Origin of the sequence: Methanoregula sp., from assembly GCF_023227875.1 — an archaeon.
Lineage (GTDB): Archaea > Halobacteriota > Methanomicrobia > Methanomicrobiales > Methanospirillaceae > Methanoregula.
In genome coordinates this window covers 72,865-92,647 of the sequence record NZ_JALOCH010000011.1, presented here as the reverse complement: position 1 = coordinate 92,647, position 19,783 = coordinate 72,865, and the positions used below count along the sequence as shown (strand labels likewise).

General features: G+C 56.8%; 20 protein-coding genes. 6 read left to right on the top strand and 14 right to left on the bottom strand.

The window, feature by feature from the left end:
• Positions 1-221 precede the first annotated feature (221 nt).
• Complete coding sequence (locus tag M0R30_RS11705; RefSeq protein ID WP_292547080.1) at positions 222-500, top strand: hypothetical protein; 279 nt, start codon at positions 222-224, stop codon at positions 498-500.
• Between the two features lie 107 nt (positions 501-607).
• Positions 608-1,096, top strand: coding sequence for a GNAT family N-acetyltransferase (locus M0R30_RS11700; protein WP_292547078.1), 489 nt, complete (start codon positions 608-610; stop codon positions 1,094-1,096).
• Between the two features lie 83 nt (positions 1,097-1,179).
• Here M0R30_RS11700 and M0R30_RS11695 read toward each other — a convergent pair whose 3' ends face one another.
• A complete protein-coding gene (locus tag M0R30_RS11695) occupies positions 1,180-1,578 on the bottom strand; it encodes an HIT family protein (protein ID WP_366513132.1) in 399 nt (132 codons plus the stop codon).
• Between the two features lie 331 nt (positions 1,579-1,909).
• Here M0R30_RS11695 and M0R30_RS11690 point away from each other — a divergent pair, with 331 nt between their 5' ends.
• Both M0R30_RS11690 and M0R30_RS11685 read left to right on the top strand, forming a co-directional pair.
• Entirely contained in the window at positions 1,910-3,136 is a 1,227-nt protein-coding gene (locus M0R30_RS11690; protein ID WP_292547076.1) for a hypothetical protein, read from the top strand.
• A gap of 163 nt (positions 3,137-3,299) precedes the next feature.
• Entirely contained in the window at positions 3,300-4,523 is a 1,224-nt protein-coding gene (locus M0R30_RS11685; protein WP_292547074.1) for an MFS transporter, read from the top strand.
• Here M0R30_RS11685 and M0R30_RS11680 read toward each other — a convergent pair.
• From M0R30_RS11680 to M0R30_RS11645, 8 genes are all read right to left on the bottom strand, one after another.
• Positions 4,513-4,665 carry a hypothetical protein gene (locus tag M0R30_RS11680; RefSeq protein ID WP_292547072.1) on the bottom strand — a complete coding sequence of 51 codons (153 nt, stop codon included), beginning with the start codon at positions 4,663-4,665 and terminating at the stop codon, positions 4,513-4,515. The two genes, M0R30_RS11685 and M0R30_RS11680, sit on opposite strands and share 11 nt — an antisense overlap.
• 51 nt (positions 4,666-4,716) lie before the next feature.
• Positions 4,717-5,361 carry an arsenate reductase ArsC gene (locus M0R30_RS11675; RefSeq protein WP_366513131.1) on the bottom strand — a complete coding sequence of 215 codons (645 nt, stop codon included), beginning with the start codon at positions 5,359-5,361 and terminating at the stop codon, positions 4,717-4,719.
• Between the two features lie 18 nt (positions 5,362-5,379).
• The gene (locus M0R30_RS11670; RefSeq protein ID WP_292547070.1) at positions 5,380-5,808 is read right to left on the bottom strand and encodes an arsenate reductase ArsC; all 429 of its coding nucleotides are present in this window, start codon (positions 5,806-5,808) and stop codon (positions 5,380-5,382) included.
• A 28-nt stretch (positions 5,809-5,836) separates the two neighbouring features.
• Positions 5,837-6,487 (bottom strand): phosphate signaling complex protein PhoU, encoded by a 651-nt coding sequence (phoU, locus tag M0R30_RS11665; protein ID WP_292547068.1) that lies wholly within the window; start codon positions 6,485-6,487, stop codon positions 5,837-5,839.
• 10 nt (positions 6,488-6,497) lie between these two features.
• A complete protein-coding gene (gene pstB, locus M0R30_RS11660; RefSeq protein WP_292547066.1) occupies positions 6,498-7,259 on the bottom strand; it encodes a phosphate ABC transporter ATP-binding protein PstB in 762 nt (253 codons plus the stop codon).
• 2 nt (positions 7,260-7,261) lie between these two features.
• Positions 7,262-9,214 (bottom strand): phosphate ABC transporter permease PstA, encoded by a 1,953-nt coding sequence (gene pstA, locus M0R30_RS11655; protein ID WP_292547064.1) that lies wholly within the window; start codon positions 9,212-9,214, stop codon positions 7,262-7,264.
• A 39-nt stretch (positions 9,215-9,253) separates the two neighbouring features.
• Complete coding sequence (locus M0R30_RS11650; RefSeq protein ID WP_292547062.1) at positions 9,254-10,243, bottom strand: phosphate ABC transporter substrate-binding protein; 990 nt, start codon at positions 10,241-10,243, stop codon at positions 9,254-9,256.
• A gap of 274 nt (positions 10,244-10,517) precedes the next feature.
• Positions 10,518-10,901, bottom strand: coding sequence for a hypothetical protein (locus M0R30_RS11645; protein ID WP_292547060.1), 384 nt, complete (start codon positions 10,899-10,901; stop codon positions 10,518-10,520).
• Positions 10,902-11,174: 273 nt separating this feature from the next.
• On the opposite strand from M0R30_RS11645, the gene M0R30_RS11640 reads away from it, so the two are divergent.
• Entirely contained in the window at positions 11,175-12,872 is a 1,698-nt protein-coding gene (locus M0R30_RS11640) for a PAS domain S-box protein (protein WP_292547058.1), read from the top strand.
• 353 nt (positions 12,873-13,225) lie between these two features.
• A complete protein-coding gene (locus tag M0R30_RS11635; RefSeq protein WP_292547056.1) occupies positions 13,226-15,034 on the top strand; it encodes a KUP/HAK/KT family potassium transporter in 1,809 nt (602 codons plus the stop codon).
• A 93-nt stretch (positions 15,035-15,127) separates the two neighbouring features.
• On the opposite strand, the gene M0R30_RS11630 is transcribed toward M0R30_RS11635, so the two are convergent.
• From M0R30_RS11630 to M0R30_RS11610, 5 genes are all read right to left on the bottom strand, one after another.
• Positions 15,128-16,495, bottom strand: coding sequence for an MBL fold metallo-hydrolase (locus M0R30_RS11630; RefSeq protein WP_292547054.1), 1,368 nt, complete (start codon positions 16,493-16,495; stop codon positions 15,128-15,130).
• A gap of 26 nt (positions 16,496-16,521) precedes the next feature.
• Positions 16,522-17,133 carry an isochorismatase family protein gene (locus M0R30_RS11625; RefSeq protein ID WP_292547052.1) on the bottom strand — a complete coding sequence of 204 codons (612 nt, stop codon included), beginning with the start codon at positions 17,131-17,133 and terminating at the stop codon, positions 16,522-16,524.
• A 131-nt stretch (positions 17,134-17,264) separates the two neighbouring features.
• Complete coding sequence (locus tag M0R30_RS11620) at positions 17,265-18,005, bottom strand: MIP/aquaporin family protein (protein ID WP_292547050.1); 741 nt, start codon at positions 18,003-18,005, stop codon at positions 17,265-17,267.
• Complete coding sequence (locus M0R30_RS11615; RefSeq protein ID WP_292547048.1) at positions 18,005-18,217, bottom strand: DUF2180 family protein; 213 nt, start codon at positions 18,215-18,217, stop codon at positions 18,005-18,007. The genes M0R30_RS11620 and M0R30_RS11615 overlap by 1 nt, the downstream gene beginning before the upstream one ends.
• 27 nt (positions 18,218-18,244) lie before the next feature.
• On the bottom strand, positions 18,245-19,744 hold the full coding sequence (locus M0R30_RS11610) for a DUF2193 domain-containing protein (protein WP_292547046.1): 1,500 nt from the start codon (positions 19,742-19,744) through the stop codon (positions 18,245-18,247).
• Positions 19,745-19,783 lie beyond the last annotated feature (39 nt).

The following is a 19,783-nucleotide window of genomic DNA, read 5'->3' as shown; positions in this document are numbered from 1 at the left end:
CGGCTCGCTGATTTCTTAAGTGTCTCCTTTCTATTTGATTTCACACTCAAGAAAAGGAGACATTGTACCTTAGATCTTTTGGTCGTCGGTACAACCATTTTTGGATGAGGATTTCAACAGAGCAGAAATTTTCAATTTGTTTTTGAAATGAAGCGTTAATCCGGGGAAACAACCTGGCAGGACCTGCAGGAAAAAGACCCGATGAAAGAACGTTGAGGATTGTGGCGGCATACCCCCCCTCCAAACCTTTTTTCTCCACCCCCGCCCAACAACTCGTCAGAGCACTCATGGATGTCCAGCAGGTCTATACCACGTTTACCAATCCAAAAGTGATCACCAGCATGCTCGTCGTCGCGATCGCTCTCGGGCTCGTCCTCTCGGCCATGCTGAAGTACCTCTCGGGGCAGTGGTACATGCCCACGCTCTTTGTCGCCCTCTGCCTGGCCGTGGCCCTCGTGTATATGTACTGGCTCGACCGGCAGGACTGGCGGGATGAATGAAAACAATGTGCCGGCCCGCACACTGCATGGGGGAGGATCCAAAGGAATGACCGATCTCCCCTGCGGCCGTAATGAATTCATATCAGAACCAACGGAGAGTTAATCGGATGGTGGAATTTTCCCCGGTCACAGGCACCGATCTGGAAGCGATCCTCGCGGTCTACAATCACTATATCTCAAATTCAACCGCAACATTTCACAGCGAGAGACTGTCAAAATCTGAGCTGGAAGAATTCCTCTTCGTCTCTCACCCGAAATACCCGTCATTCCTGATAAAGGACCATGGCGAAATGATCGGGTATTGTTTTTTAACGCAGTACAAAAAGCGACAGGCATACGACCGGTCTGCCGAACTGAGTATCTACCTCAGGCCGGAATTCACGGGCAGGGGTATCGGCCTTGCCGCCCTGGCCCATCTTGAGGCTGCGGCAAAAAAGGCAGGCATTCATGTGCTTGTCGGAACCCTTTGCGGGGAAAACCGCGCAAGTATCCGGCTGATGGAAAAGGCCGGCTATTCCCGGTGTGCGCACCTGAAAAATATCGGTGAAAAAATCGGGAAGGTTCTTGATGTCGTGATATACCAGAACGAGATCTAAAATTCTCTTTTTAAACGAGATACCCGGGGAAAATGGCCCGGCTGCCGGAACCGGTTGTTGTGCAGCCCCCACCCCCGGTTTTTTTACGTATGTCCTGACCCGCACTGCCCCATCGGCTTCTTCTTCGGCAGGACCCCCCGCACACCCCCGCGTGGGTTTAAGACATCCCCGGTATACCGCGGGATCACGTGGCAGTGGCAGTGCATCACCGTCTGCCCGGCCGCCACCCCGACATTGAACCCGATGTTGTACGCGTCGGGAGAATATTTCTCATCGATAATGCCTTTGCACACATCGATCAACGCGAGCAGGGCCTGTCCCTCTTCCGGTGTCATCGAGAAAAAATCCAGCGTGTGCCGGAACGGGATCACGAGCAGGTGGCCCCTGCTGACCGGGTAATGGTCCCAGAAGGCATAGCAGAGCTCATTTTTCGCTACGATCTCCCCGGCAGGGGGGTTGCAGAACGGGCATGTCTCCGGCACTATGCACCAGGCTCCCGGAACGGTTCCATACTCAACCGGTGTCCGTGAATGGTATTGCAGTTTGTGGTTTGCTGAGGGTTATCAAACCCGAAGCAGGAGAAGATTGCGCAGCAATCTTCGAGTTGTCGAATCCCGAAGGTATGAGATGAGAGATGTAATCTTCAGAAAATACACAATCAACTGTGGATAAAGAGAATTTTTCTTTTTTGATTTTTTTTAAAAATAGAGGATATCCAAATACATAAGTTTGATTTAATATAATTGAAGATACGAAAAGAGGATTGAATATACTTCAAGAATTGGCCAGTCATAATTATTGATCGGGGTCATAATGGTTCAAATCGGTGAAATCTATCTCGGTGGGAAAGAGGGAGATCCACATAATGGAAATGTGTTCAATTGTGGAGTATCTTATTCTTTATCTGAAAAAAGTCCGGTTGATGGTATTTATGAGTTCGAATCCGGAAAATGGGAGACAGAGATCCAGAAAAATAATCAGAACATAATAGCCAGATGTCGAGATATTCTAACTGAAGAACAGATTATCACTCAGGGATTTGAATACTGTCAGAAGTATCTGGATATCTTATCCGTTACACATAAATCTCAGTTGATGACGCAACGTCCAGGTCAAAAATATATACTACTTTTTAGCAAAGAGGGCAGGACATTTTTACGAATAATATCAAATGCTGATTTTGGATTTAGTCTTGAAGCAAACCTCACGGTAGGTGATAAAAACGGAAATCTTATTGAACCACCCCCAGTACCTACACTCCATTGGATTCCTGCGTTTCGTTATTACAGAATTTCTCAATCGGAAACAGATCCATATCAAGCATATCAGGAGCTCTATCTTGCTTTTGAAGAATTACTTCAGGAAATTGCACCTCGCCGTAAGCGTGAAGGAGAAAGCGATTGGTTACTTCGTGCCTTATCCACAGTAGAACAACAAATCCCTCTTAACACACTTTTACCTAATTCACAAAATCCAATGGCTGAAATCAAAGAACATCATTACAAAAATTTCCGTTGTAAGCTTTTTCATGCAAAAGATGGTGACTACATTCTTCCCAATGATTGTCCAAATCCAAAAGATCTGTATAAGGCTTATGAAGAATTGATCATGATTTGGCGCCAGATTGCCTTTACTTTTAAAAATGTTCCCAGAAAGGGTGGCGGATTGACCTATTTTGGATTTATGTCGATGATGGATTATTTGGCAAATTGTGGAGTTCAGATGCAATTCACCGATGATCTTACTCCCGGTAATACTAGCGATACTAAAATAAGCCCTCTTGAACACCCTGTATATTCATCAACAAAAAATGAATATATTCGAGATTACAGTCCGGGGATTGCCTTGTTTAAAGGCACACTGGAAAATCCTGAACAAACCGGTTTAACGGTAATTCATAGATTCGGTTTAGTCGACAAAGGGGAATTAGTGTCTATTGCATCATATCAAGATGGAATCTACATTAAGGGAATAGATGTGCTTGAAGGGTACGAAACAGCGCGATTAATCAATACAGCCTCACCGAAAACAATTTTCTGATTTTCTCTCTTTTACAAGGAGGAATTCTATGCAATATGACATTGCCGTGACTTATTTTATGTAAGCCTAGGATTTCCGTTGTCATAACGCTAGCCGGTGACTCAACCAATGCAAACGCATCACCCCCGGCTTAATTATCATCACATCCCATTACTCCCTGACGATGTCAGCAGACCCGACAGTCAAGGGAGTTCAGCCCGGGGCCAGCCGCACCCTGATGTACTATCTCTCCCTGATCGGGTTCTTTGCCATTTTCTCGACAACGATTTCCAAAAATCCCGTGCTCCCCCTCTTCGTAACCGCGATGGGTGCCGGGGACTCCGTGCTCGGCCTCATTGCCGCCGTATCGCCGCTTGCCGGCATCCTGTTCTCGTTTCCGGTCGGGGTCCTGTCGGACCGCATCGGGAGGCGGCGCCTGCTCGTCGCGTCGGGTTGCGTGTTCCTCCTCGCGCCCCTGCTCTACCTTTTCATTGCCGATCCGCTCTGGCTGGTCCCGGTCCGGTTTTTCCATGGCACGGCCACTGCAATCCTCGGGCCGGTCGTCTCGGCCATCATCGCCGAGCGCTTCCCGGATACAAAGGGCGAGATGCTCGGCACCTACTCTTCTGCAACGCTCATCGGCCGCACCATCGCGCCTCTTGCCGGCGGGATCATCATCACGGCCTTTGCCTTCACCCCGGGGCTTTTCCCGTACCGGATGGTGTACGTTGCTGCCGCTCTCGCCGCGGTCCCGGTTTTTATCCTCATCCTTAGGTACCGCGAAGAATCGCCCGGGTCGCTCCACCTGCCGGGCATTTCCGTGTTTAAGGAAAGCCTTGCCACCTTCGCGGGAAACCGCCGGCTCAGGGCAACGGCGCTCGCGGACATGGCAACGTACTTTGCCTTTGGCGCCTTCGAGACCTTCCTGCCGGTGTACCTGTTCGCGCTCCACTTCGAGGCGTACCAGATCGGGATCATCTTCGCAATCCAGGTGCTGATCATCGCCGTCACAAAACCGTTCTTCGGCAGGATTGCGGACCGGATCGACAAGCGCATCCAGATCATCGCCGGGCTGCTCGTCACGGGCGGGGCCATCGCCGCCGTACCGTTTGCCGCAACCTGGCCCGGCTTCCTTGCCGCGAGTGCGGTCTTCGGCCTTGGGATCTCCCTCTCCACGGTCGCGACCAGCGCGTACGTTGCCGACGTGGCAAAAACAGAAGAGATCGGCGCATCGATGGGCGCCCTCTCGTCGATCATGGATATCGGGCACGCGGCCGGGCCGCTCGTCACCGGGATTATCATCACCCTCGCCGGCTACCCGTCCGGGTTCACTGCAGGTCTTGTCCTTGCGGTCGCCGTCACCGCGATCTTTATGCTCTCCGTGCGGAACCGCGACATCACCCGGTAATCCAGCGAGCGACCCGCTCTCCTGCAACGGTGTTTTTCAGCAGGTTCTCGTGAACCCGCCGGGCAGTTACCCAGGCAAGATGTGCCTGGTAATCATCCGGGTGCATGGGTTCCTGTTCGCTGAATTTTTCTGAGACTCTCACCCTAGTAAAAGAATGACCGGTATTTTTCCTTCGGATAACCTGCATATTTCCTCACTTTTCACAGATACGCTCGAGATCACAGGACCGTACAGACTGGTAGATGACGCCGTTTTCCGCCCGGTGAATTTCGGGATTGAATGGAGCATGATGGAATTCTTTTTTCACACACTCCCCTTCGTTTCCGGCTCGCCCGCAACCTGTCGAAGGGGAATACCCGTAGTGCGGGACAAAGAACGTGTCAATCCAGGCAGTTATTTTATCCCTGACCTGGCGGAACCGGGCCAGGCATTCGTCCGGTGTCCCGGTGCATGCCGAGGGATCAGGAAAGCTTGCGTGAATGCGGTTCTTTGCACCCGGGAAGAAGGGGCAGGCCTGGTGCGCAGTGTCACAGATCGTTACGACAATATCCGTCCGCCCGTCAAAAGAATCTGCAATGAGCCTGGAACGCCGGCATGAAATGTCAATTTCGATCTCCTTCATCACCGCCACGGCCCATGGATACAACCCCCGCATCCCGGTCCCCGCACTTCCCACCTCGAAGAGATGGCCATACGTTGCCCGGAGATACCCCTCGGCCATCCGGGACCGGGCCGGGGTGTGCGTGCAGGTAAAAAGGACCCGGGGTTTCGGTCCTTTTCTCTCAACGGTCCTGCAATCCATTTCCCTCGCATTCGTCTCACGTTCCCGTTCGGTCATTCTCCCTCCTCGTACTGTTCAGGTTCCTTGTTTTGGACAATCCGGAAATATTTTCGTCAGCCATGCGTCAATATCATCTCGCAGGGTACGGAAATCCGTAAGGATTGCGGTTTTGTCTTCCCGTACTTCAGAGGGCGTGTCAAAGTGCCGGTGGACCCGTGTCCCCCCTGACGGAAAGGATGTGGCTGCCGCCAGTTTCACATGATCACACATCGTGATGATATAATCAAACCGCGTTGTGGAGAAAACGGTCAGCTTCTTGGACTTCTGCAACGATATGTCGATTCCCACGTCATCCATTACCGCAACAGCATGCGGGCTCAGGCCCCCGGGAGCAACCCCGGCCGAGAATGCCCGGTAACGGTCCGGGCAGCGGGTATTGAGCAGGCCCTCGGCTATCTGTGACCTGACCGAATTGAACGAGCAGATGAAAAGAACCGTCTTCATTTCCCGTGCCCCTCCGGGCGGACCGCTTCTAGTGGATCTCCACCCGTTCCCCGGTTTCCATGTACTGGACATTCTCGGCGATCTTGCAGGCATGGTCCGCGCACCGTTCGAGATACCGGGCCACCATGATGTAATGCGTGCACCGCGAGATCGTCCGGGGGTCTTCCATCATGTAGGTGATCCCCTGCCGGAAGATCGAGTGGCGGAGGGCGTCGATGGTATCGTCCCGCGAGGAGAAGGCATCGATGAGCCGGAGGTTGTCGGTCTCATAGGCCTGGATGGCGTCGTCGATCATCTCGATCACCAGTTCTGCCATATGGGGGATGCTCATCAGGTTTGCGATATGGGGGTTGTCCGCAACCTCCTTGACAATGTTTGCGATCACTTTCCCGTAGCGCCCGATACGGAGTGACGCGGTGATCACCTTGAGCGTGCACGCAATGACCCGCATATCCTTTGCCATCGGCTGGTTGAGCGCGATCAGCTGGTAGCAGTGCTCTTCGAGACGGACCTCCATTATGTGGATCTCCTCTTTCCGGGCTACAACGGATTCTGCCAGTACTTTGTCCTGCCGGATCAGCCCGTCGACTGCGTCCCGTAACATGGCCCGCCCGAAGTGCGCCATCTCCACCGTCTCACATTTAAGATTGTCCAGTTCCGTATGGAATTTTTCTGCCATTTTTTGTCACCTACCCAAACCGCCCCGTGATATAATTCTCCGTCAGTTCCTCGGTCGGGTGCTCGAAGATCTGCTTCGTCCTGCCGCATTCGATCAGTTTGCCGAGATACATGAACCCCGTATAATCGCTCACCCGTGCGGCCTGCTGCATGTTGTGGGTGACGATGATGACCGTGTAATCTTCCTTGAGCATATCGATCAGGTTCTCGATTTTTGACGTTGCGATCGGATCCAGTGCAGAACACGGCTCATCCATCAGGATCACTTCAGGTTCAACGGCAAGGGTGCGGGCAATGCAGAGCCGCTGCTGCTGGCCACCCGAGAGGCCGAGCGCCGAGTCATCCAGCCGGTCCTTCACCTCGTCCCAGAGCGCGGCGTGCCGGAGGCCCTGCTCAACGATGCGGTCGAGCTCGTTTTTGTCCCGGATGCCATGGACCCGGGGGCCATAAGCGACGTTGTCGTAGATGGTCTTTGGGAACGGGTTGGGTTTCTGGAAGACCATGCCGACTTTCTTCCGGAGGGTCACGACATCCAGTGAAGGTGCATGGATGTTCTCATCATCAAGCGTAATTTCCCCGGTGATCTTCACGTTGTCGATGAGATCGTTCAGCCGGTTGAAACACCGGAGCAGCGTCGATTTCCCGCAGCCGGAGGGGCCGATCAGGGCGGTCACCCGGTTCTTCGGGACCTTCATCGAGACCGACTCGAGCGCGTGTTTCCCGCTGTACCAGAGGTTTAAGTTGTTTGTGGTGATAATCGCAGCATCTGACATTTTTATCCCCGTGATCTGTTCTGGAAATGCGTTCGAACCATGATCGCTACCGCGTAGAACCCGATGACGAGCAGGAGCAGGACGAGCGCGGTCCCGTACTGGTTCATGGATGCCCCGGGCACGTTGGTTGCAAGGATGAAGAGGTGGTAGGGCAGTGCCATCACCGGATCAAGGACTGAATCGGGCAGGAACCGGGACGAGAAGACGACCGCCGTGAACATGATCGGGGCGGTCTCCCCGGCCGCCCTCCCGATGGAGAGGATGGCGCCGGTGACAATCCCCGGCACGGCCGGGGGAATGACGACCTTGCTGATCGTCTGCCACCGGGTGGCCCCGAGGGCAAGGCTCCCTTCGCGTAAGGATTGCGGGATGTTCTTTAACGACTCTTCGGTTGTCCGGATAACGGTCGGGAGCACCATCAGGGCGAGGGTGACCTGCCCGGCAAGGAGCGACACGCCGGCATTGAGGTAGAGCACGATGAAGGCAAACCCGAAGAGGCCAAAGACAATGGAGGGCGTGCCGTTGAGCAGGTCCACACCGGTCCGGATGACCTTCGTGATCCTTCCTTCGCGGGTGTACTCGACAAGGTAGATGGCAGCGCCTACCCCCAGCGGCAGGGCAATGGCGATCGCACCGGCAACGAGGTAAAGCGTGCCGACAATGGCCGGGAAGATCCCGCCCGCCCGGCCGAGATCCATTGGCGGCTGGGTGATGAACTCCCAGGACAGGGCCGGGATGCCGTTTATGACAATATCTGACAGGATGATGAGCAGGATGGCAAGGACGATGAGCGTTGCAGCGCCGATGAGGCAAAAGGCACTCTTCTGGATCGTGTTCTCCGACATGAAAGGCCTGCCGGCAAACCACAGGCTTCCTGCAAGCAGGACCACCGGTGCCAGCCACCAGGACATGGCGGTGAGGAGCACCAGCAGCAAGGCAAGGCCGAGCATCTTTGCGGCAAAGACAATTTTTTGCCGGGTACCGGGCGGGATGAGCGGTTTTCGCCCTGCAGGTGCTGTCCGCCGCTCCCTGAGGTGCTGGAGGATGGCGACGGCAGAGAGGTTGATGATGAGCGTGATGATCAGGAGGACAACCGCGATCCCGAACAGGGCGCTGTAGTGCTCGCTGCCTACCGAGACCTCGCCCATCTCGATCCCGAGGGTTGCCGTCAGCGTCCGCAGGGGCGAGAGGATGTTCCAGATAGGGTCCGGGATGATCGCCGCATTGCCGGCAACCATCAGGACCGCCATGGTCTCGCCGACCACCCGGCCAATGCCGAGGATCACCGCGGCGGCAATGCCCGAGAGCGCTGCCGGCACGAGGACCCTGCTGATGGTCTGCCACCGCGTTGCCCCGATCGCAAGCGACCCCTCCTTGTACTCGTGGGGGACGGAACTGATCGCATCCTCGGAGACGCTGATGATCGTGGGGAGGGCCATGATCCCGAGCAGCACCGAGGCGGCAAGCCAGGTCTCCCCGGTGGGAATATCGAAGCTCACCCGGATGAAATTCGTCAGCACGATGAGCCCGAAGAACCCGTACACGACCGAGGGGATCCCGGCCAGCAGTTCAACGGCCGGCTTGAGGACCGCCTTGATCCGGGGAGTGGCGAGTTCAGAGATGTAGATTGCACAGCCGAGAGAAAGCGGGACGGAAAAGATCATGGCCCCGAGGGTGACGAGGAGGGTGCCGATGATGAGCGGGTAAATGCCATACAATGGCTCCGCCGCGGTCGGCGCCCATTCAGGTCCGATGAGGAAATTGATCGCCCCGACATCAATAAAGATCGGGTAGCCGTCCCGTAACAAAAAGAGCAGGATGAACGAGACAACAATAACGGCAAAAGCGGCTGTGAAGAAGAAGATGGTCTTGATGGACTGTTCTTTGAGAGCGGATAACCGGGCAGTGCCTTCGGAGGCGCAAAAGACACCGTTCACTTTTTTTAGGAATTTCATGGTACGTCGCCTCCTGAAAAATGTTGTTCTTACCTCGCATCAGCCGAGTGTCACGTACCCTTCATCGGCAACGATCTTCTGGCCGTCAGTGCTGAGGATGTAACTGATGAAGTCACCGGCAAGACCGGAGGGCTGGCCGTTGGTGATGACATAGAGTTCACGGGAGACGGGGTATGCCCTGCTCTTGACATTGTCAAGGGTCGGTGCAATGATCCTGTTGGCATTATACCAGACGGGCAGTGCCTTGACCTCGCCGCTGACAAAGCCGATGGAGACGTACCCGATGGAGCCGGGGGTCTGGGCTACGGTCTGGAGGACGGCGCCATTGGAGTTCTTCTCGAGCATCTTGCTTGTGGGTTTTGCCTTGGCAAGCACGGTTTCATCGAAGTAGGAGCGGGTCCCTGACGCACTGTCGCGGCCGATGATCACGATCTGGTTGTTGGTGCCGGGGACATCCGCACCGGTGATCTCGCTCCACTTGGTGATCTTTCCAAGGTAGATGTTCTTGATCTGGTCGAGCGTGATATACGGGATCGTGTTTGCCGGGTTGACGACAACAGCAATACCGTCCTGGGCAACCGGTGTGATGACAAACGCCGGGTACTTGGCCATCTCTGCGCTGGTCACTTCACGGGAGGACATGCCGATGTCAACGGTCTTTGCCCCGATGGCCTGGATGCCGACACCCGACCCGCCACCGGAGATCTGGATGTCCGCGTCCGCGTGGGTTGCCATGTACTCATCGGCCGCCTTCTGGACGATCGGGAGGACCGTGGTTGAACCACTGATCTTGATGGTCTGTTTCTCGCCGGTTGAGGCCGGCGCGGCAGTTGACGGTGCTGCTGCCGGCGTTGCAGGAGCAGCAGACGGAGCCTGCTGTTGTGCTGCAACAACCGGTGTTGTGGCGGGAGCTGGCGTTGTTGTTCCAGCATTGGTGTCTTTGGCGGTACAACCGGCAGCCAGTGCGAGCATGAGGACCGCGACAAGGCTTACGGCAATGATCAGGATTGAACTCCTTTTTTGATTCATGGTGTTCTATCCACAATTTCCCGGGGGGAAATATATTGTTATTCGCCATAAACTATATTTACATATATTCAGAATATAGATCTATAGAGTAATATTGCTCTCATCAATTCCCGCCAGGAATCGGGCGATGGTGATGGAAAAACGGCGGGCCGGGTAACGGGGGAGCACCGGTTGTGGTGATGCTTCCGGAAGTGTGGGAGGATGAGCAGAAGACCAAAAAAAATCCCGGTTTTTCCCGGCAATCCCTTCGCCCGGTGCCGGAAAAAGTTCCCGCTTATCTCCGGGCCCGCGGGTTCCGCTCAGGACCGGTCTCACCGGTCACATGGACCCAGAGGCACGACAGGCCGAGGTCCTGGATCTTCTGCCGGATGGCCGCGGGGTCCACCTTTTTTCCGCGTGCCCGTATCGCGTAATGGTAATATTCAGCGGTGAGGGCGTACCGTTTCTCTTCCAGGAACCCCTTGACCAGGTCGCGTTTCCGCCCGGAGATATGGAATGCGCCGTCCTCGCCCTTCTGTGCATCGCCGCTCCAGTCCTTCATGCGGACCTCGTACTCCTCTTTTGCCGCATTGTACTGGTCATGCGCAATGATATCCCCGGCGCTGAACCGGCCGGAGGTATCCCATTGTACCAGGTATCCAGGTCTTTTCGGGGTCACGTCTTGTCCTTTCCCGGGTATGAGATACGATACGGGTGCAGCACGTATTGAACCTTCCCTGCCCGCACGGCCCGGGTTTGTCCGGCAGGGCCCGGTTTTCCCCGGCCCACACCGTGAGGAGAGCAAAAACAGCAGAGAAGATCCCCATCCGGTAATAACCTGCAGGTGTGTGCCGGGCATTGCGAATATTCATAACGTGAGAAGGAAAATATCCACCAGCATTAACTGTATCGGGATGTACGGTGAGGTACCCCCGGGCGGAGAATAAAAACCATGTGGATACCGGATATCCGTACCCTTTTCCTGATCCTTTTTCTCGTCAATGTAGTCCTCACGCTGATGCTTTTTACCTTCTGGAAGTCCCAGAAGACCTACGTGGGGTTCAGGACATGGATGCTTTCCCTGATGGTCACGTCCTGCGGGTATTTCCTGTATGTGCTCGAAGGAGCCGTGCCCGTTCTGCTTACCTCAACGGTGGCAAATTTTCTGATCGCGCTGTCGGTCATGATGCGGCTCGACAGTACCGGGAGATATTTCCGGTCAGCTGCACTCCCGAAGATCGTGTACGGTGTCCTGGTACCGGCCGCTCTCCTGTTGTTCTGGTTTATGATCGTGAGCGATTCGGTTGTCATGCGTGGCGTGGTCATAGCGCTGCTCATTGTCCCCTGCTTTGTTGCAACCGCCCTCATCGCGATACGGGCAGGTGAACCGGACACCCGGTTGCTCAGGTACAGCTTTGCCGCGGCACTCCTGGTCACTGCGGTCCTCTGGACCGCGATTGTCGTCAACGGGCTTGTCACTCCCGGGGACCACTCACTTGGGGGCCCGGATCCCATTAACCCGATCTTCTTTATCGTCACGATCCTCATGGATATCATCCTCACGGCCTCCTTCCTGATGCTCAATATGGCCCGGTCCCAGGGAGAGCTCAGAAAAAGCGAGGAGCGGTACCGGAACCTTGCGGACAACCTCCCTGATTATATTCTCATCCACGACAGGGAGTTCATCCACTACGCCAACCCGGCAGCGGCCCGGCTCCTGGGATCCCCACAGGAAACCCTTGTCGGGCAATCCATCTATTCCATCCTGGCACCAGCGAGCGCTGGGGCTGTGCGGGGGGTGATCAGTGCAATCCATAGGGGAGAGTACCCGGAACATCTCAGCGAGATTGATATCCAGCTCCGGGACGGCACGGTCCGCCACTGCCTGATCAATACCGTGCGGATCGAAGACAAAGGACTCCCTTCAGGCTTATCGGTCATTACCGATATTACCGAGCGGAAGGCAGCAGAGGATGCACTCTCCCGGGTCAATAAAAAACTCACGATCCTCTCCTCAATCACCCGGCACGACATCAAGAACCAGCTCACGGCCCTCATGGCATATCTCCAGCTTTCGGAAGAAGAACTCAGGAGTAACGTTACGGCATCAGAATATCTCAAAACAGAGATGAATATTGCCCAGACCATGGGGCACCAGCTCGATTTCACCAAGGTCTACGAGGAGATGGGAACAACCGCTCCCGTCTGGCAGGACATCCATGCAAGTGTCATGTGGGCAGAGAAAGCCCTGCCCATGCGGGATGTGCGGGTGGAGGTTGACCGGTCGGACATTGAGATTTATGCAGATTCCCTGTTCGAGAAGGTCTTCTATAACCTGATCGACAATGCCCTGAATTATGGCGGTGAGGCAATGACTGCCATCCGCCTCACCTCCCGTGAGACCGGTGCCGGGCTCGTGGTTGTCTGCGAGGATAACGGGGCCGGGATCGCAACCGAAGACAAAGCCCGCCTGTTCGAGCAGGGCTACGGGAAACATACCGGCCTTGGCCTCTTCCTCTCACGCGAGATCCTCTCGATCACCGGTATCACGATTACCGAAAACGGTGAGCCGGGGAAAGGGGCACGGTTCGAGATGGTGGTGCCGAAAGGGGCGTACCGGTTCACGGGTGAAAAGGGAAACCCGGTATAATGCTGAGGGTTATCAGACCCGAAGCATAAGAAGATCGCAGGTCTTCGACATGCTGAGGGTTATCAGACCCGAAGCAGGAGAAGACCGCCGTTCTTCGATGGATTGCGCAGCAGTCTTCGAGTTGCTGAGGGTTATCAGACCCGAAGCAGGAGAAGACCGCCGTTCTTCGACCTGTTGAGGGTCATCTGAACTGAAGCATAAGAAGACCGTCGGTCTTCGACCTGTTGAGGGTCCCCCCGGCTTTCGTCTCCGCAATCCTGACGCTCCTGGTGGTACCATGACCGGTCTCTCTCAGTAATTGCCCGGTGATGAGAGCAAAGCATTAAGCGGTGATCTGGGAATAGCACTACTCAGTGACGCACAATTCCCTGAATGGTGTCGTCAAATCCATGGGGCTCGTGTTTGGCGACATCGGGACAAGTCCCATCTATGCACTTACAGCGATCTTTTTCATCATCCAGCCGACCCGTGACAATGTACTCGGGATGCTCTCGTTAATCCTCTGGACCCTGACCATGCTCGTCACCGTCCAGTACACGTATCTTGCCATGCACCTCGGTACAAAAGGCGAGGGCGGGACGATCGTGCTCCGGGAGATCCTGCTCCCGATGTTAAAGTCCCGTACGCTGGCAGCATTTGTCTCCCTGCTCGCAATTGTCGGGATCGCCCTTTTCATCGGCGACGGTGTCATCACCCCGGCCATCAGCATGCTCTCCGCGGTGGAAGGTATCGTCCTCATCCCGGGTTTTGAACACACCCGCGAGACGACCCTGATGATCATCGCGGGACTCATCGCGATCGGCCTTTTCTCCATCCAGGCGCGGGGCAGCGAGCGGATTGCATGGACGTTCGGGCCGGTCATGCTCATCTGGTTTGCGGTACTCGCGGGTACGGGACTTGTCGCCATCTGGTCCGCACCCGGGGTCTTGTATGCAGTCAACCCGGTGTACGGGATCCACTACATCACCTCCCACGGGCTTGAAGGGTTCTTAATCCTGTCATCGGTCATCCTTGTTGCAACCGGGGGCGAGGCGTTGTATGCCGATATGGGGCACCTGGGCCGGGGCCCGATCATCCGGGCATGGCATATCGTCTTTTTCGTGCTTGCGATAAATTATCTCGGGCAGGGCGCATTCATCCTCACCCATCCCGGTGCACACAACATTCTTTTCGAGATGGTTTACTCGCAGTTCCGGATCGTGTATATCCCCTTCCTGCTCCTGAGCATCGCCGCCACGGTCATTGCATCGCAGGCCATGATCTCGGGAATTTTCTCTATCGTGTACCAGGGAATCACCACGCGGATGATGCCGCTGTTACGCATCGACTATACCTCTCCCCTGCTCCGCTCCCAGATCTATATCGATGTCGTCAACTGGGCGCTGCTCCTCGCAGTCCTCTTCATCATCGTGATCTTCCGGTCCTCGGCCAACCTCACGCATGCCTACGGCCTTGCGGTATGCGGGACGATGGTGATCACGGCTATCTTTGTGACGTGGATCCTCATCCTCCGGGGCCAGATTATACGCTCCCTGATCGGGGCAGTCATCCTGGGGATCACGGTCGCGTTCCTGCTTGCCAACTTCGACAAGATCCCCTACGGCGGTTACTGGTCGCTCGTGATTGCCGCTGTCCCGTTTGCCATTGTCCTGGTCTTTGTACAGGGCCAGAAGAAACTCGCATCCGCGCTCTCCCCGGTCCCGTTCGATGATTTTCTTGCCCGGTTCAACGATGCTTATAATACCCTGAACCGGATCTCCGGCACGGCGCTCTTCTTTGCCCGTGACTTCCGCGCCCTGCCGCAGTATATCCCCCGGACCATGTTCAATAACCGGATCATCTATGATGACAATATCATCGTCTCGATCAACAGGACCGAGGCACCATTCGGCATAACCTGGGGCTTTACCCGCGAAGTTACGAAAGGCTTCTCGATCTTCGAGATCTATGCCGGCTATATGGAATTTGTCAATATCGCAAACATCTTAAAAGAAGCAGAGATTGACGAGCTGACGATCTTTTACGGTATCGAAGATGTCATCACCACCAACATTGTCTGGCGTGTCTTTGCCGCCATCAGGCGCCTCTCCCCCTCACTCGTGCAGTTCTACAAGCTGCCGGCCGACAGGATCCACGGTGTCGTGACGCGGGTTGAGATGTAGGGAATTTCTTTAATACGGGATGACGCCTGACTGCATTTTTTCACGGTCCGGTCGGGCCCGTGGACCCGCGTAGTAAAACAGGATTTCGGGATATTATTTTCCGGGCGGGTACCCCGCCTTCTTCCATGCGGCAAATCCGCCAAGCAGGTTCGTCACCCGGGTGATGCCGTGCCGGGCAAGGATGCCTGCAGCGAGGCTGCCCTTGTAGCCCGCATCGCAATAGACCAGGACCGGGTGGTCTTTGGGGATTTCATTAATGTGCTGCGGGAGTTCCCCCACGTAGATGTGGTGCGAGCCTTCGATATGGCCAAAGGCCTCCCGGTTCCTGATGTCGCGTACGTCAAGGACAAACAGGGACGGATCCTTGACAAGGAGGGCTGCCTCCTGCACGGAACAGGTCCCGGTGTGTGTAATCTCCCCGGCATACGTTGCCCAGGCAATGAACCCCCCGGCAAGGTACCCGGTGAGACGGTCGTAACCGAGCCGCCGGAGGTCGCGCTGCACGGTGTCGAGATTGGTATTGAAGTCGTCCACGATGACGATCCCGTCATCATAGTTCAGGACCCAGCCGGCGAACGCCGGGATGCCCTCCCGCCAGAGCGAGATGCTCCCGGGGATATGCCCGGCGGCAAAAGCCGTTGGCGACCGGATATCAACGACCTGCACGCCGGTTGAGAGAAGGTCTTTAAGGGCCGCGGGCGTGACCGGGTCCGGGTGCGGTCCCGGGGGGAGCCGGGGCCACCCCTCCCGGTTGAACCGCTCCATGGCCCGGAAGTACGGCGGGCGATAATGGTGCCCGGCAGTCTTGTGCGCAATAAAGGCGGCCCGGTCAAGCGAAAGGGCGGGGTTCGCCTTCCGCTCGAAGCCGATGGTGGTGACGGGATGGTCCGCGATCGCGCCCCCGCATACCGACCCGGCCCCGTGTGCCGGCAAGACGATCGTCCCGTCACCGAGCGGCAGGACCCTGTCGTGGATACTGTCATACATGGCGCCGGCCATCGCGTCTGCGGTCCCGGGCCTGCCGAGATCGGTACGGCCGGTGTCGCCGGCAAAGAGCAGGTCGCCGGAAAAGACCATTGACGGGAGCCCGGGGTTTGCGGAGTCCGTGACAACCACCGAGATGCTCTCCATGGTGTGGCCCGGAGTCTCCCGGACGGTGAGCACGAGGTCCCCGAACAGGAACCGGTCGCCGTCCCGGACGGGGGTCCCGTACGCGAACGGCAGCGCGGCCCCGTGATAGACCGGCGCCCCGCAGATTGCGGCGAGCTCACCGGACCCGACCGCGTAGTCCTCGTTCCGGTGGGTCTCGAAGATCCCGGTGATCTTCATGCCGTTTTCTGCTGCCCGGTCAGGGTAGACGGCGCAGTCCCTCCGGGGGTCGATCACCGCCGCCTCCCCCCCAGAGCCGATGATGTAGGAAAAGTGGGCGAGCCCTTCCGATACAAACCGTTCAAACAGCATGGTACCCCGGTGCCTGGTCCCCCGCTTTACCGGAGCCCGATCATGTACCCGTACCGGGAGTACACGTCCCGCACGAGTTCCATCGCCTTTTTGTTGCCCCAGTCATGCATCCATTCCGAGACCAGTGACTCGACCGTGATGGGGATCACCCCGGCCTGCAGCATCCGCCTGACACCGTACTTGTGGGCATCGGGGGTGGAATCGCCTGCCGCGTCCATCAGCCCGTACACTTCATACCCGTCCCTGATCGCGTGCAGGGCGGTGTAGCAGAAGCACATGCTCGTCCAGAGCCCGGCAATGACCAGCTTCTTCCGGCCGGTCTTTTTGAACGCACCGTAGGTCTTTTTGTCCTCGAACGCATCGAAGCCCGGCACCGGCCGGGCGTACACTTCCTGACCGGGGAAGAGGGCGGTCACATCCGCAAGGAAATTCCCGTTGTGCTCCGGGTTGATGGTCGAGAGCACGACCGGCACGTCCAGGATGCTCGCGGCTTTTGCAGCACAGTACGCCGCGTTCCGGATGATCGTCTTGTCACCCGATCCCACGCCCGAGAACATCGTGGGCTGGTAGTCCACGAGCACGAGGGCGCTGTTTTTGTCGCTCAGCAGTTCCAGCTTACCGTCTTTTGAGGTTGGCATCGTTGTTCCTCCCGTGTATACACGGGCATATCTTGCACTGTCGCAATAACGGTTTGGATAGAGCTAACGCGGGGAGTCGGACACGGTTGTGTCCAGGGGCGCCGGGCCAAAAAAAGGTGACGGGACCAGGCTCACTCTGCACTGATCCGGTCGTAGAAGAATGCCGCGAGCACAGCGCCGATGACCGGGCCGATGATATAGATGGGGAAGAACGCCCAGAGGTTCGAGCCCCCGAGCAGGAAGTCCATCAGATACGGCCCGAACGTACGGGCCGTGTTGAGCGATGCACCGGAGATGTTGCCGGCCATCGTGATCATCCCGGCCACGGTCAGGCCGATGATGAGACCGGCAAACCCCGGCGGGGCACGCTTGTCCACCGCAACACCCATGATCACGAGCATCAGGACAAAGGTCGCGATCGTTTCGATAAGGATCGCCTGCCCGTACCCGATCCCCGGAAACGGGGCGGTCGCCCCGAGCCCTCCGATGGTTACGGCATCCATCCCCACGGTCAGGAAGAAGAGCAGGCTCCCGGCTGCGGCCCCGATACACTGGGCGATGATATACGCAATCGCGTCACCGGACGGGAACCGTTTCGTTGCCCAGAGCGCAATGGTCACGGCAGGATTGATATGCGCCCCGGAGACACGGCCAAGGGCATAGATGACCGCGGCGATGACGATACCAAACGTAATCCCGATCGCAAACCAGTCGCCGAGCCCGCCGAGCTGCCCGATCCCGATGTTGAACGGTGTTGCCGGCTTCGTCCCGTTTGCGATCATCAGGGTGATCGCCGCTGCCCCGGCACCGAAGTACACGAGGAGTGCCGTCCCGACCGCTTCGGCGATACTCCGGTTGGCAAGCGTTGCCATTACGTACCATCCCCGTACGCGGCATTGCAGTCCGGGCAGAGCATGCGGGGCATCTTCCCTGGCAGTTTGTGCGAGGGAAGCGGATAACTCCCCTCCCAGACATCGATCTCTTTCCTTATCGTGTGCTTCATGCACGTCCCCATGCCGCAGGCAACACAGACCGCAACGGCCGTACTCTCCTTTCCCTCCTTTGCGCAGACATAACACTTCATGGTCTCCACCTCATCCCGGCACCGGAATCAGACCGCGTCCTTCCACTGGCAGGAGCAGTGCCGGAAGTCCATCAGGGCCGCGGACGCACAGTCTTTGCAGATCCGTGCGGGTGCGGCGGCAACATCCTTGCTGAGGGCAATGATGTTGGTCATCAGCGTTGCCGTGACCGGCTCGCTGGTCAGCAGGCACGGGTAGTCGGAGAGGCGCATCATTGCCGAGAACCGGACGGTCATCGCACAGGCAGGGTACGCGTACCGCTGCGGGTTTGCGATTACCTCGTTCTTCAGGATGGGCGAGAGGTCAACAGCAAAGCCGCCGACCTTCGGGATGATCGGGCCGGGCCCGGATGCCTGCATCCTCCGTGCCTTGTCCACCATCTTCCAGCCCCGGTAGATCATGTCCATGAAGTCGCAGTTGTGGAGCTCGATTGCCGCACTCCGCTTCGGGTAGAGCTGGACATAGTTGTGGTAGCGTTTCGTTAACATGTCCACGACCATAATCGCGTTGAAGCCGTCGAGTTCGAGGATATACTCAGCAGCGCTGGCCGATGAGCCGGTGGCAACCGAGAGCACCTCCTGCGGGGTCTTCATCTTCGGTGCCGCCGCCTTGAGGGTCTTGTCCATCACCTCGGTCACGGCCTCGATCACCGCCATGGTGACATCGTCCTTGCACATGTTGTACGTGGACTGCGAGATGTGGTGTGCGATGTCGCCGACACAGTAGGCCGGCACGGTCACGATGTTGCCGTAGTGGACGCCCTCGTCAAGCGAGGCCTTGACGGCTCCCTGCATCTTCGTGCGGTAGTCCTTCATGTACTTCCGGCAGTCGAACGAGTTCTGGCCCACGCTGTCCATCAGCTTTGCCTGGGCATCGACCGGCGTATCGTAGATGGACTGGATCATCGAGACCTCTTTCTTCACCGCGTCGGCGAGCGTTGACCCGCCTTCGACCGCGTGGGCGAAGACGTCCCCGATGCCGTACGAGGTGTTCATGCCCCATGACTTGGCGGCAAGGATCGCCTGCTTGTGGGCGACCGGGATATCGGCCGTCTTGAGGATTTGGTTGACAATGTTGCTGCTGCTGCCCGGGATCAGGGCAAAGTCCACGACACAGGTGGGGCCGTAGAAGCCTGCGTACCGCCGGGCCGACTCCTTTCCGATCAGGGCCTCGGCTTTCCCGACCGCCTTGATGAAGACCTCCACGCTCTTCCTGAATTTCGGGTCCGCATCGTAGAGCATCTCCATGATGACCGGCGTCTGGTAGTGTTCGACAAAGGGGTCGTCCTCGGGGCGGATCGTGGTGGTCAGGCCCTTGAGGATCGCGTAATGGGCGTTGACCGAATCGGTGTGCAGCGCAAAAACTGCCTTGCTCTGGTTCCCGGCGGCTTTCATGCCCTTGACCGCATCGACATAGGCTTTCGTGTCGTCGATGACAAAATCCTGCCCGCGCTTCTTCTTTACCTGGTTCACGTCGGCGTGCTGGGCGGCCATCGCCTCCGTGATCATCTTTTTGATTATTTCCTGCATAGTGCTGCAACTCCCGGCACCGGTACAGATCGGGGTGCC

What these genes read in the sequence shown, in the direction of transcription:
- M0R30_RS11685 (WP_292547074.1), top strand. Translation starts at nt 3,300, where the DNA reads ATGTCAGCAGACCCGACAGTCAAGGGAGTTCAGCCCGGGGCCAGCCGC.
- M0R30_RS11650 (WP_292547062.1), bottom strand. Translation starts at nt 10,243, where the DNA reads ATGAATCAAAAAAGGAGTTCAATCCTGATCATTGCCGTAAGCCTTGTC.
- M0R30_RS11670 (WP_292547070.1), bottom strand. Translation starts at nt 5,808, where the DNA reads ATGAAGACGGTTCTTTTCATCTGCTCGTTCAATTCGGTCAGGTCACAG.
- M0R30_RS11625 (WP_292547052.1), bottom strand. Translation starts at nt 17,133, where the DNA reads ATGCCAACCTCAAAAGACGGTAAGCTGGAACTGCTGAGCGACAAAAAC.
- pstA (WP_292547064.1), bottom strand. Translation starts at nt 9,214, where the DNA reads ATGAAATTCCTAAAAAAAGTGAACGGTGTCTTTTGCGCCTCCGAAGGC.
- M0R30_RS11675 (WP_366513131.1), bottom strand. Translation starts at nt 5,361, where the DNA reads ATGACCGAACGGGAACGTGAGACGAATGCGAGGGAAATGGATTGCAGG.
- M0R30_RS11630 (WP_292547054.1), bottom strand. Translation starts at nt 16,495, where the DNA reads ATGCTGTTTGAACGGTTTGTATCGGAAGGGCTCGCCCACTTTTCCTAC.
- M0R30_RS11615 (WP_292547048.1), bottom strand. Translation starts at nt 18,217, where the DNA reads ATGAAGTGTTATGTCTGCGCAAAGGAGGGAAAGGAGAGTACGGCCGTT.
- M0R30_RS11620 (WP_292547050.1), bottom strand. Translation starts at nt 18,005, where the DNA reads ATGGCAACGCTTGCCAACCGGAGTATCGCCGAAGCGGTCGGGACGGCA.
- M0R30_RS11690 (WP_292547076.1), top strand. Translation starts at nt 1,910, where the DNA reads ATGGTTCAAATCGGTGAAATCTATCTCGGTGGGAAAGAGGGAGATCCA.
- phoU (WP_292547068.1), bottom strand. Translation starts at nt 6,487, where the DNA reads ATGGCAGAAAAATTCCATACGGAACTGGACAATCTTAAATGTGAGACG.
- M0R30_RS11610 (WP_292547046.1), bottom strand. Translation starts at nt 19,744, where the DNA reads ATGCAGGAAATAATCAAAAAGATGATCACGGAGGCGATGGCCGCCCAG.
- pstB (WP_292547066.1), bottom strand. Translation starts at nt 7,259, where the DNA reads ATGTCAGATGCTGCGATTATCACCACAAACAACTTAAACCTCTGGTAC.
- M0R30_RS11700 (WP_292547078.1), top strand. Translation starts at nt 608, where the DNA reads ATGGTGGAATTTTCCCCGGTCACAGGCACCGATCTGGAAGCGATCCTC.
- M0R30_RS11640 (WP_292547058.1), top strand. Translation starts at nt 11,175, where the DNA reads ATGTGGATACCGGATATCCGTACCCTTTTCCTGATCCTTTTTCTCGTC.